Annotated in this window: 12 protein-coding genes; 5 read left to right on the forward strand and 7 right to left on the reverse strand. The window is 37.4% G+C overall.

Annotated features, from left to right (window positions below):
• Nucleotides 1-216: 216 nt before the first annotated feature.
• Nucleotides 217-990: a helix-turn-helix domain-containing protein gene (locus FGQ66_RS05780; RefSeq protein ID WP_138301985.1), complete on the reverse strand. Its 774-nt coding sequence runs from the start codon at nt 988-990 to the stop codon at nt 217-219.
• A gap of 107 nt (nt 991-1,097) precedes the next feature.
• Between FGQ66_RS05780 and FGQ66_RS05785 the strand changes: the two genes are divergently transcribed.
• From FGQ66_RS05785 to FGQ66_RS05795, 3 genes are all read left to right on the forward strand, one after another.
• Entirely contained in the window at nt 1,098-3,326 is a 2,229-nt protein-coding gene (locus FGQ66_RS05785) for an FAD-dependent oxidoreductase (protein WP_138301986.1), read from the forward strand.
• A 1-nt stretch (nt 3,327) separates the two neighbouring features.
• Nucleotides 3,328-4,623: an MFS transporter gene (locus FGQ66_RS05790; protein ID WP_138301987.1), complete on the forward strand. Its 1,296-nt coding sequence runs from the start codon at nt 3,328-3,330 to the stop codon at nt 4,621-4,623.
• A 154-nt stretch (nt 4,624-4,777) separates the two neighbouring features.
• Nucleotides 4,778-6,427, forward strand: coding sequence for a glycoside hydrolase family 13 protein (locus tag FGQ66_RS05795; protein ID WP_138301988.1), 1,650 nt, complete (start codon nt 4,778-4,780; stop codon nt 6,425-6,427).
• 306 nt (nt 6,428-6,733) lie between these two features.
• Here FGQ66_RS05795 and FGQ66_RS05800 read toward each other — a convergent pair whose 3' ends face one another.
• Genes FGQ66_RS05800 through FGQ66_RS05810 form a run of 3 tightly spaced genes read right to left on the reverse strand, consistent with a single transcriptional unit; the run spans nt 6,734 to nt 7,936 of the window.
• Complete coding sequence (locus FGQ66_RS05800; RefSeq protein WP_171024576.1) at nt 6,734-6,952, reverse strand: GNAT family N-acetyltransferase; 219 nt, start codon at nt 6,950-6,952, stop codon at nt 6,734-6,736.
• Entirely contained in the window at nt 6,945-7,205 is a 261-nt protein-coding gene (locus FGQ66_RS05805) for a hypothetical protein (RefSeq protein WP_113845597.1), read from the reverse strand. The genes FGQ66_RS05800 and FGQ66_RS05805 overlap by 8 nt, the downstream gene beginning before the upstream one ends.
• Nucleotides 7,202-7,936, reverse strand: coding sequence for a DUF2087 domain-containing protein (locus tag FGQ66_RS05810; RefSeq protein ID WP_138301989.1), 735 nt, complete (start codon nt 7,934-7,936; stop codon nt 7,202-7,204). Before FGQ66_RS05810 ends, FGQ66_RS05805 begins: the two co-directional genes overlap by 4 nt.
• A 511-nt stretch (nt 7,937-8,447) precedes the next feature.
• On the opposite strand from FGQ66_RS05810, the gene FGQ66_RS15135 reads away from it, so the two are divergent.
• Nucleotides 8,448-8,612 (forward strand): hypothetical protein, encoded by a 165-nt coding sequence (locus tag FGQ66_RS15135; RefSeq protein ID WP_016176646.1) that lies wholly within the window; start codon nt 8,448-8,450, stop codon nt 8,610-8,612.
• Nucleotides 8,613-8,829: 217 nt separating this feature from the next.
• On the opposite strand, the gene FGQ66_RS05820 is transcribed toward FGQ66_RS15135, so the two are convergent.
• From FGQ66_RS05820 to FGQ66_RS05830, 3 genes are read right to left on the reverse strand one after another with little or no spacing between them, the layout of a single operon-like run.
• Nucleotides 8,830-9,378, reverse strand: coding sequence for a TIGR01440 family protein (locus tag FGQ66_RS05820; RefSeq protein ID WP_138301990.1), 549 nt, complete (start codon nt 9,376-9,378; stop codon nt 8,830-8,832).
• 31 nt (nt 9,379-9,409) lie between these two features.
• The gene (locus tag FGQ66_RS05825) at nt 9,410-9,901 is read right to left on the reverse strand and encodes an ECF transporter S component (protein ID WP_113846247.1); all 492 of its coding nucleotides are present in this window, start codon (nt 9,899-9,901) and stop codon (nt 9,410-9,412) included.
• Entirely contained in the window at nt 9,891-10,703 is an 813-nt protein-coding gene (locus FGQ66_RS05830; protein ID WP_138301991.1) for a hydroxymethylpyrimidine/phosphomethylpyrimidine kinase, read from the reverse strand. The genes FGQ66_RS05825 and FGQ66_RS05830 overlap by 11 nt, the downstream gene beginning before the upstream one ends.
• Nucleotides 10,704-10,983: 280 nt before the next feature.
• On the opposite strand from FGQ66_RS05830, the gene FGQ66_RS05835 reads away from it, so the two are divergent.
• A complete protein-coding gene (locus FGQ66_RS05835) occupies nt 10,984-12,654 on the forward strand; it encodes a hypothetical protein (protein ID WP_249361094.1) in 1,671 nt (556 codons plus the stop codon).
• Nucleotides 12,655-12,670: the final 16 nt, after the last annotated feature.

The raw sequence follows: 12,670 nt of genomic DNA on the forward strand, positions 1-12,670 counted from the left end.
ATCCGTTTTTAAAGAATGAGACAAAAGTGTTTCTTACTTTTGTCCCACTCTTTTTTTTGAAATTTCCGAAGAACTTGACTTTTGAACGCCGCTTATTCGAGAGTCTCTAGCAAAACTGTAGATTTGTCACACATTCGTTTCCGGAACTTTTTTGCCAACTTTTTTTAATTTGATCCTTTATCTGCAACTATTTGAATGGCATCAAAAAAAGACCTGCTACAATAAATGCTTTTTCCGAAATGTACTTGGGGACATCTTGAAAATCTTCTTAAAGTATTTGGACAGATAATATCCATGTTTAAAACCCGTTAGTTCTGCAATCTCTTCCATAGGTAAATTGGTTGAGATGAGGAGATTTTGTACATTTTTTAAGCGGACCTTCAGCAAATATTCTTTTGGTGAATAGCCTGTTTCTTTTTTGAACAAACGAGAAAGATAAGACGCATTGAAAGAATATTTTTCACTGAGTTGTTGGATCGAAAAATCCTCTTGATAATGATTATCGAGATAATGCAACAAGTCGATGATACGTGAATTATGGATCTGCAGTGGGGGAATCGACTGATTCGGTTTTTGATAAGAAATACTGCTGAATAGAAGTATGTCCATGATGCTATGGGTTCGTATAAAAAAACTGAATCCAGACAGATCATAGACATATTGTTTTAGAACCATTTGATCCATGGCTAAACGTTCTTTCGTCAATCGGTGCATCCCAGCGGATAAATTCAAATAGGATTGGTTAGGGACAACATCCAGACGGAAAAAATGAAAGGAAAGAGGGGCAAGAACTTTTCTTTCAAAAACAGTATGGGGTGGACAGATCAATACGCAAGGACTCTTAGCAATCCCAGAAACCTCGCCGATCTTATAGTAGCACTCTCCTTCAACCAATAAATACAATACCCAAAAACTATCTTGGTCTTCTGCTAATAAAAATTCTTCTTTTTCCTCCCACCAGATATGATCGATTATTTTTATCACTTCCATGTTTTACCTCCAAAAGTCAAAAAAAGCCAAAAATAAGACTAATTTGTATATTGTTAAATATATCACAAAAACTATAATAAAACTATCATGAATTAGGGAGCGGTTACATGAAAAAGATACAAAGTGAAATCATCGTTATTGGTGGTGGCTTAGCAGGCATCTGTGCGGCAATTGCAGCAGCAAGAGAAGGAAAACAGGTAGTATTGATTCAAAATCGCGGTGTTCTAGGGGGGAATTCCAGTAGTGAGATCCGTGTCTGGGTATGTGGCGCAACAAAACACGGTGTAAATCGGTACGCACGCGAGACAGGGATCATGGGGGAATTATTTTTAGAAAATCAGTTTAGAAATCCACAGGGTAATGTTTTTCAGTGGGATCTGTTACTGCTTGAAAAAGTCAAAGAAGAGCAAAATATCCAACTTTATTTAAATACGGAAGTCATTGATGTTACAGTAGAAGGACACACGATCACATCTGTGATTGCTCGAACACAAGGAGCAGAAAATACCTATCAGTTTTTAGGAGAATACTTCATTGATTGTACAGGTGATGGCATAGTTGGAGAGGGTGCAAAAGCAGAATTCCATATGGGAAGAGAAAGTCGAGAAATGTATGATGAATCTCTTGCACCTGAAGTTGCAGATGATCGAATGTTAGGAAGCACATTGCTTTTTTATACAAAAGATACCGGAGAAAAGACCAAATTTATTGCACCATCATTTGCGAAAAAAATCACAGATACTACCATCATAAAAAATCGAACATTGAATCCAACTGATAATGGTTGTGCCTATTGGTGGATTGAATGGGGTGGGGAGCTGGATACGATCCACGATAATGAAAAGATCAGAGATGAACTGTTATCAGTAGTGTATGGTATTTGGGATCATATCAAAAACTCAGGAGAATATGAAGCTGATACATTAGATTTAGAATGGGTAGGGACTCTTCCTGGAAAACGCGAGTCACGTCGGTTTATTGGCGATTACGTGCTTACTCAAAAAGATATTGAGGATCAAACATTTTTTGAAGATCGCATTGCATTTGGTGGTTGGTCAATCGATTTACATCCCTCAACAGGAATGTACACAGATGCAGCCGGCGCTCGTCATGTCGTAGCAGATGGGATCTATCATTTACCTTACCGGATGCTGTACTCAAAAAATATCGAAAATCTCTATTTCGCTGGCCGTAATGTCTCAGCTAGTCATGTAGCTTTTGGAACGATCCGAGTAATGGCTACTTGTGCAATCTTAGGCGAAGCAGCAGGAACAGCAGCAGCAATGGCTAGTGAATTGCATTGCTCACCTAGAGATATCTATACGTCATATCTCAATGAGTATCAGCAAAGAATGTTGAAAAATGATGCTTCAGTTATTGGACTGAAAAATAATGACTCCAAAGATTTAGCACGTACTGCTCAGATTAGTGCCACAAGCTCTTTGCAAACGATCGATACGGAGGCTGAACAGCTGCAAGAATTTCCACTGACAAAAAGTGTCGGTTTCCAATTTTATCTGGAAAACCACCCGAAAACAGTGAATCTCTTATTAAAAGCAGAAGCAGAGACAGAATTAGAAGTTGAATTTTACACGACTGGTAGGAAAGAAAATTACATTCCAAAGAAAAAAGTAGGGACACAAACGGTTCAACTGTCAGCAAAAGGACGTGCGTGGTATCCTGTTGTTTTACCGCCACTTGCAGAACCAGAGAACTTATTTGTAATATTAAAGAAAAATCAACATGTAGTAACGCATCTTAGCGAAACAGTTATCCCTGGAGTGTTAAGCTTCATTGAAGACCCAATCCAAGAATTACGTCAACCAGAGTTACATGATTATGTGCGAGAATCACCTATCCTTTATTGGACAAATCAAAAAATCAATCGTAAAAATGTGGTATTCAATGTTCCCACTACTAGTTATTCAGAAGAACAGATCACAAACGGGTATAAACGTCCATTTGGTTCGCCAAATGTATGGGTATCTAAGCTTGATTCAAAAGAAACGGAAGTCCTTTGTTTCAATTGGGAGACACCGCAGACGATTTCAGAAGTTTTATTGACTTTAAATGATGACGTCAATGAAGACCTCGTGAATCTTCATCATCACCGAACTGCTTTTGACATTATTCCCGAATTGATCAAAGATTATGAAATTTGGGCGCTTGTTGATGGAGAGAGAGTACGACTTGCAAAAGAAGAGGATAATCGTAGCAGACAAAAGAATCATCTATTCCGAAAAGTGAAAACAAAACAATTAGAACTACATCTACATCAAACAAATGGTAGCAATTTCAAGTCATTATATGAAGTCCGAATCTATGGAGGAGAATAACATGAATACACTACAAAATGTTGAAAAACCAAAAAATAAGTTTAAAATGCGTTATGTGATTCTAGCTTTAGTTTTTGTTAACATCGTTATCAATTATATGGATCGTACGAATGTATCAATTGCAATGCCCGAATTGGCAAAAGAAATTGGCTTATCGACAGTCCAACAAGGATTGATTTTTTCAGCATTTGGCTGGATTTATGCAGCCATGCAAGTGCCAGGTGGAATCCTGCTAGATAAGTTTGGGTCGCGAATCATGTATTTCATTAGTTTATTTGGTTGGTCACTAATGACACTATTTCAAGCAAGTATCCATAATTTTGGCCACTTTTTAGGATTACGTTTAGGGGTAGGTTTCTTTGAATCTCCAGTTATGCCTGCAAATAATCGTGCGATTTCCTATTGGTTCCCCGAAAATGAAAGAGGAACAGCAATCGGTATTTATTCTTCTGCACAGTTTTTAGGATTAGCATTTTCCATGCCAATCTTATATGCGATCCATAACTCCATTGGTTGGCGAGGATTATTCATTGTCACAGGAGTGATCGGGATCATTTGGGCATTTGTTTGGTACGTTTTGTATTCTGATCCAAAAAAGAATAAATGGGTGAGCCAACAAGAATTGGCTTATATCAAAGCTGGTGGAGCAGTTTTTGAAGAAGTCAGCGATACAGCACCCAAGGCTAGTTTAACAAAAGAAAATTTGAAAAAATTATTTACAAAAAAACTGATTGGTATTTACATTGGTCAATTTGCCATTAGCGGAACATTCTGGTTCTTCTTAACATGGTTTCCATCCTATTTGACTGAAGAAAAAGGTATTTCCTTGAACAAAACTGGCTTTTTATCAAGTATTCCTTATCTTGCTGCCTTTGTCGGAGTTATATTAGCAGGTTATGTATCGGATAAATTAAGTAAGCGTGGTTTTTCTAAAAGTATGTCACGCAAAATACCTGTCATCACAGGGTTACTATTGACTCTATTGATCATGGGAGCAAATTACACATCAAATCCATATCTGATCATCACTTTTATGTCCGTTGCTTTTTTCGGAAATGGACTTGCAACAATCACCTGGGTGTTTGTTACTCTTTTGGCTCCTAGTAATTTGCTTGGTCTTGCAGGCGGTATCTTCAATCTATGTGGCGCTCTTTCTTCCATTGTTATTCCGATCGTCATTGGTTACCTTGTAGCAAATGGGAATTTTTCTTCCGCACTTGTTTTCATAGCTGCTATTGCATTAATTGGTGCATGCTCGTACATCTTCGTAGTGGGTAAATTGGAAACAGAGGAATAATCAAAAGGTAGGTAGCTTAAAAAATACGATGATAAATCGTGAGCCGTTGACTCTATCTGCACTGGCTTCCTTCTATATGTTAACGGTAACAGACACACAATTGGTGCAACTTCCTTTATAATGAAAGAAAGTTACAGGAAGGAAGGTCTGCAAAATGACATACGCAAAAGCATGGTGGAAGGAAGCTGTCGGCTACCAAATTTATCCTGCGAGTTTCAAGGATAGCAATGGGGATGGAATAGGAGATCTAAATGGGATCCGTGAAAAAATCCCTTATTTAAAGGATCTTGGCATCGGTTTTATTTGGATCAATCCTATTTATCCTTCACCATTTATTGATAACGGTTACGATATCAGTGATTACCAAGGGATTCTTGGTAAATTCGGGACCATGGAAGACTTTGATCTATTGTTAGCAGAAGCCCATCAAGTAGGTATCAAGATTATCATGGATCTGGTTATCAATCACAGCTCCGATCAGCACGAATGGTTTATTGAAGCAAAAAAATCAAAAGAAAATCCCTATCATGACTATTATATTTGGGTAGATGGCATACCTGAGGAAAAACCGAATGAGTGGCAATCGATTTTTGGTGGCTCCGTTTGGGAATATGAGCCGGAAATCCAACAATACTATCTGCATATTTTCGCAAAAGAACAACCAGATTTGAACTGGGAAAGTACACAGTTGAAAAATGAATTGTTCACGATGATCCGCTGGTGGTTAGATAAAGGTATCGATGGCTTTCGTTTAGATGCGATTTCCCATGTCAAAAAAGATAAATATTCCGTGAAAGCCACCGAAAATCCTTTCTCGCCTTTTCAAAATGTCTCAGGAATCGAAGAACATTTGAATGAACTAAAAGATGTCTTTGACGAGTACGACATCCTGACTGTTGGCGAAGCCAGTGGGGTGACGGCAGAGGAAGGACCAGAGTGGGTAGGACCTGATGGCTATTTTGATATGATTTTTGAATTTGATCATATCTCGATATGGAAACATGAAAAAGAAGGCGAACTTGATGTGTTGCAGTTAAAAAAAGCCTTGAGTGATTGGCAGACTTCTTTAGATGGCAAAGGCTGGAATGCCTTGTATATGGAAAACCACGATGTTCCTCGTTCGGTTTCTGTTTTTGGCGATACGAGCGAAGAATTTTGGGCGATTTCTGCCAAAGCAATTGCAATGATGTATTTCTTTTTACAAGGCACGCCTTTTATTTACCAAGGACAAGAAATCGGTATGACCAATGCACCTTTTACATCAATTGAGGAAATCGATGCAGTCGACTCCAAACGTCTATTCAGACAATTGATTCAAGAAGGAAAATCAGAGGCAGAAGCGTTGGACATCGTTGCAGACACGACCCGAGACAATGGTAGAACACCAATGCAATGGTCAGCAGAAGACTTTGCTGGATTTTCGACTAATCAGCCATGGCTAATGATCAACCCAAATTATCCTGTATTGAATGTGGAAGATCAGGAAGAAGATCCCGCATCGATCTTGCAATTTTATAAGAAAATGATTCGAATCCGTCGTGCCCATATGGGTTTGATCTATGGTTCTTTCATCGAACATCTTGCGGAGCATTCACAGGTATATAGTTACGAAAGAGTCTTAGAACAAGATCGTTACTTAGTGATCGTCAACTTAACGAATGATCCTGCAGAATATACATTCACTGAAGAAGTGAGCCAACACGCTTGGCAATTGTTGCTTACCAACACAAATCAACAAGATCGATTATTCAAGAGTTCGGGTACATTAGAACCTTATGAAGCATGCTTATATAAGAAATTGTAAAAAAATACAAAATCCACTAAATTATAAAAGTATATTTTTCATGTGATATTGGTTTTGCAGAGTAAGGGATTGCTTTTATAGTAGACCGGAAACATATCGGAAAAAATTCACTTTGACTAAGTTAAAAGAGGTTGGGACAGAAGTGTTTAACTCCAAGAAATAAGCCGAAATCCACGAAAATTGCTTTTCAAATTTTTGTGGATTTCGGCTTATTTCCGAAGGAGTTGCTTCTGCTCCCACCGTTTATCCGTTTTTAAAGAATGTGAGACAAAAGTGTTTCTTGCTTTTGTCTCGACCTCGTTTGTTTTAAGCTAGTTTCTTTTCACAAACAAGATGATGTTTGCCATTGATGGTTTTGTCAGCTATTTTTACAAAACCATGTTTCTCCCACATCTTGCGACCTGCTAGGTTATCAACCAGCACTCCTAAACGCAATGTTTGCACTCCTTGTTGTCGGCAGTAGTTCTCCAGTTGCTGATAAATGATTTGACCATTCCCTTGTTGGCGATAAGGTAGATCAATCAAAAAAGGTAGTTTTATTTTTAGGATAATCATGCAGCAAGTCTACCACGCCCATCAGTTGGTCAGCTTGGTAGATACCAAATACTTCTTTTTGTGTCAATTGAGTATGTGTTGGTATCGATAAGAAAAATTCTTGTTCGATTTCCTCATCACTAGGGGAATACGTTTGATACTCAGTGAAGTAATCTTTATTTGCAAATAGAAAATCCCGAAATTCCGTTTGATCCTGTGGCCAATCTAATTTTCGCCACTTCATGCAGTCGCCACCCAATAAGTTTTCCCATCTTTCGTCCGTTGCATAAAACCGTATTCGATCAAATAGCGGCGAAGAGTGACAAAATCAGCAATAAACCGTTTCAGGATCTCATTGACTGCTTTTTCTGAATAGTTTTTAGCAGGTTCAAATTGCTTTGCGATTTCTCCTAAAACGATGATCTTGCGCTTTTCTTTGCTAGGAAATTGGCGGAGGCGGCCATCCTCAGTAAAGTAATTGGCGATGATGGTTGCTTTTTCGCTAGCAGTGATCTGGTAGCGCTCATCTACCATTTTTGCACCGATATGTGGTGGCAAGTAGTCCTCACTTTCCAATAAATTCATCATACTTAAAAAAACACGAGCTTGTCGTTCTTTTTCTCTCAATTTGAAGCGATGGTTGCGGACAGTTGAACTAGAAATTCCTAAACGTTGTGCAATCACGGTGTCACTCAATCTCTGGGAAAATAAATTCAAGATAGTTTGTTGGATCTCTGTCAGTCCACTAATTTCGCGATTCTGTTGTAACAAAGCAAAAAGAGGGCCTTGATGAACCTGTTGCAAATGTTGTTGTATCGCTTTTTCTGCCGTTTTCCAAGGACCAGTTGCTGTCTCACTAGGATAAATCAAACCATCCTCAAATTCTGCTTCACAATACAAACAATGGAAGTGATCTTGGTCCTGATAATACCCCCGAGCATAATCAGTAATTTCGTAAACAATATCATTTTTCATCTAACTCACTCCAAACAAAATTTATTATATTTGAAATAAGCTTAATATTTTTACTATTGTTTGTCAAATGGCAAACATTACATTATTTTGTTTATATCAACACAAACAATAATTAATTGTTTACATAATCAGAGATTGAGGTGTTTTCTGTAATGCTGAACTGGGCGCTTTACGGTTCAACTACTCATTGGAGGAACCATCAACAGATCAAACCAGAAAACTATATAGTACAAATGTTTCCTTTGGTTGATACTTTTAATAAAGACTATGCCAATCAACTATAAACGTCGTTTTTAGTGAAGGTTTGCATTACTTATTTCGAAAGTGTGTATAACTCCAACTCAGTTTAGAAATAAAAAATTTTAGCACCAAATAGCACCAAAAATTGTATATTAGAGAATTAGTAGTATTTCAGGAGTACTTTCCTACCAATTCAGGATATTTAGGAACATAGAAAGCGTTTTTTTGATAAGCTATATACGAATAATAAAGAAAGTAGGAGGGGAGTATAGTGAATCTTTTTGATTTTTGGGGTTTAATGTTTGGCGGTACTACAAAGGATTCATATGATAAGAAAAACGGGGAACAAAAGTTATGGCCTAGTGTACTCCTGATTGTATTAGCTGTGAGTGGTATATTTATCCTTCATCTGCTCCTATCCGTTTTATGGAAATAGCTGCAATAAGCTGAATAAGAAAGTTGAGAACTAGCAGTTTTCTATTTTGATTCTGAAATTTAGTGGATACAGAGAAGGTGATTGTTTGTTTCGTAAGAAGTATTTAAAAAACTATGCTACTAAACAACCTACAATGAATAATATCTTATAGTTCTGTATTCTTCTATGTATCCAAAAAAACCCAGTAGAGAATCAACTTCTACTAGGTCTCAGCTTTTTATTCATAAACGGCACGAGGACCGCCAATAAATTTTGGACGTGAGCGCAATGCCGTTACATGAGCAGCACCAAGCGTATTGTTTCTAGGGCGAACAGGTACTTGAACATGTTTGACATGCATCCCGATGGCCGTATCGCCAATATCAATACCAGCTTGAGCAACAACATGTTCAACTTCCACAGGATCTGAAAACTGTTCAAATGCTGCGACAGAGCAGGCGCCACCTGCATGGAGAGCTGGTTTGACAGACACGATCTCAAATTGTTTGTTTTCGGCCACTGCTCGTTCAACAACTAATGCTCGATTCAAATGTTCGCACCCTTGGACTGCTAGTGAAATATTCAAAGGATCAAGTATTTCTTTGAGTGTCTTGATGATCCATTGTCCAACTTCAGCGCTTGAATTTTTACCGATATGACCACCAACAACCTCACTCGTGCTGCAACCTAATACGAAAAGATCACCGGCTTTTAAATGTGCTTCGGTCAGAACATCGTTGACCATTTCTGTTAATTGTTTTTTTAACTGAGTTTCTGTCAGTTCCATAATTACCATTCCTTTTTATATACAACCATTTTTATTTGCTGATTTTTTTATTTAATTGCAGACGTTGGATCGCTGAAGTCAATGGGATCGCTAAGCCAATTCCTACAATGTTTTGAATCATATTTCCTGGGATAGAAGCTACGCCAGAAGGCCATCCATACAAAAACCACCCAGCGAACAAATAGCCAATGACCATGACGACCGTACCAAAGACTAAGCCAATGATCCAGCTTGTTGTTGATTTTTTAGCAAAATAGCCACTTATCAAGCCTTGAAGACCATGGATCAAAAAAGAAAAAATAGCCCACTGAGGATAACCTGAGATCAAGTCGATCAAGAGTCCACTGGCTGCACCCACAGTCAGACCACCGAGCGGACCGAATAGGGAAGCAGTCGTGTAGATTCCCGCTTCACAGAGAGTAACAAATCCGTTTGTTGCTGGTACTGGAATCAATACTGTCAGTGAAAGTGCCACAGTTAAAGCAATCATCAAAGCATAAATCGTTATGTGTTTAGTAGTCAATCCAATCATCCTCCTTCATTTCGCCACCTGACCAGACACTTCCTGTGCCATCTTTCATCATGACGCCGTTTATAATGCATTGGTACACGTATTTTTTACTATTAGCGACTGACTTAGAAAGGGAAGTGCCATTCGCAAGATTAGCTGTTATAGCAGAAGAGAAAGTACAGCCAGCACCGTTAACAGTTATTGAAGGTCTTTTTTTCAAGTGGAAACTTTCGAATCCCGCTTCACTATATAATACATCAACTGCATCTTCACCAAATACACCAGCGCCTCCTTTGACTATCACCGATCGACTGCCAAATGAATATATTTCTTTGGCCATTTTTCGTATTTCCTCTAGTTGGAATGAATCGTTTTTACCGGTAAGCAAGGCAGCCTCTTTTAAATTTGGTGTAACAACATCCGCCAACGGGAATAAGTGATCAACTAAATGTTTACTATACGTATCTTGAGCTAGATCATCTGTTTCCTTGAAAGCCAAAACCGGATCAAGAACGATGGGGATATCTGTCTGTCTCTTTACAAATTCTGTCACAACATCGATTGCTGCCATAGAATTTAGGAGGCCGATCTTTATTCCATCTAGATTAACCATCTGATCGATTGAAAAAAGTTGTTGCTCCAACCATTCAGGCGAAACATTTTGCAAAATAAAATCACTTTCGTTATTTAACATCCCTACGCAAGTAAGTGCGCTCATTCCGAACTGATGATAGTTCTCAAACGTTTTTAGATCAGATTGGATTCCGCCACCCGCAAAGGGATCCGATCCGCCAATCGTCAATATCTTTTTCATTCGTTTCCCTCCACTTCACAAGGGTCAGTATACCTAAATTGAAAGCAGAAGAAAACAGCCAATTGGAGGATATTTAAGTCAGCCAATTTTAGATACATGGTTTCCGTACGAAGTAAAGATTTTGCTTCATACCTTACACTCATATTAACTATTGAAAGAGGAGAATATTTTTTTCAAAAATAGAAGAAAAAAGATTCAGTTCTATTTCAAACGTCAACTATACTTTATGTAACAATATCTGCTTAATCAAAGAGAAGAGGTTAAAAATAACGGAGTAGTGATGTGTTGGATAAAAACTAGTGTGGATAATACTTATTTTAACAAAAGAAGGAGGAATTTACTTATGTCATATGTAACATATTCTAATGAGAACTTATTACGTTACGCTACAATAAAAGCGATTGAAAGCGATTATCAAAGTTTTAAAGAAATAGTGGTAGAGATAAAACCATTGCTCACGCGAACGGCCTATCGAACGCTGAAAAATCGATCAGTAAAAAAAGAGCTGTCCAATCTATTAAAAAATCTTCAAACAAGATCAGATACACAACTTGTTCAATATATTAAGAATATAAATAGACAGGATATCTCAAACGAAATAAATCGTATGGATGATGAATTGAAAAAAATCAAAAAGGTCTATTTAGAACTGCAAGCACTCGAAACTAATTTATCTGATTACCCTTTTAAAGAAAAATACGGAAAAAAGTCTACCGAAGTTAAGAAAACAATCTGGGATAAACAGAAAAAAGAAGAAGAACTAAGAGCTCTCTGCGGAACCAGTCGCCCATTTACTAGAACTGGACGAGCGAATTTGAACGTAATCACTAAAAACGCAAAAGAAGTTGTTCCATTTAAAAAAATTATTAGACCAAGAATTTTGAAATTAATCTCTAGCGATGACATATGGGCGAAACATCAAGACAAGCATTATAAAAAAGAAATAGATTCTTACTCTAAATATGTAAATAACCATAGATTTACAAAAATAACCGATGACTCTCTTAAAGAAACACTATTAGGCGCATGTATCAATAATAAAAATCCTAAACTTATTCCACTCGAAAAAGAGTTTTCTTTGATGGCTCGAACCTATCAAAAACTCTATAATCTCTGCATAAAAATCGATAAGGATTTTGTGTCGACTCCAGAGATACGTTCTAAAATCCAAAGCCATATCATCAACTATTTTAATGAGCAACTGATAAAATATCCCCATAAGGTGTGGTGGATCGAAGACTTGCATTCTTCAACTAATCTTTATAGTTACAATTATTATATTGATCAGCTACGTAAATTTGTGAAAGATGAGAGAACCGAGTATAAAAATGTGAGAAACACCGCGCTCAATTTTCTTAAAGAATACGAGAAACAAATAAATGCTCAGACAAATGAACTTGAACAGCAACTTACACCAACAGCCTATTCAAAATTCAAAGAAAATTTCCAAGGATTTGGTGACTTGATCAAACAAGTAGACAAACATCCATATCAAGGGCTTAAAAAATTCTCAAATGATCTCCTAGAAAAAAACAAAGATGCATTAGTGCCAAAAATAGCACAGATCAATAACTATAGGGACGAGGCAATTAGGCTCTATCGTGAAAAAAAGGAACTTGAAAAAACACTAAACACTTTTCCTTATAACAAAAGCTCTGATGAATACAATCTGGTGAAAACTGAAAAGACGCAAGTAGAAATGAGACTGAAAACTCTCTGTGGAACAATCAGCCCATTTACAGACAAAGGAAAACAAATGATGTACTTCCGCTCAAAAGAGGAACAGAACAAATCATCTCATGTCTTTTCAGAGCCAAATTTATCCGCTACTAATACGAAGCTCCTCAAAGATAGGATGGACCAAGCGAAAGAGAAGCGAAAAAATGTTTCTAAGAGTAAGGATATAGGCAGAAGAAGGACAGAACCAGAAACGATGATTACCCATATATGATATGTCTAGTAGTTAA

Source organism: Enterococcus sp. BSD2780061688st2 D3 (assembly GCF_005844145.1).
GTDB lineage: Bacteria > Bacillota > Bacilli > Lactobacillales > Enterococcaceae > Enterococcus_B > Enterococcus_B durans.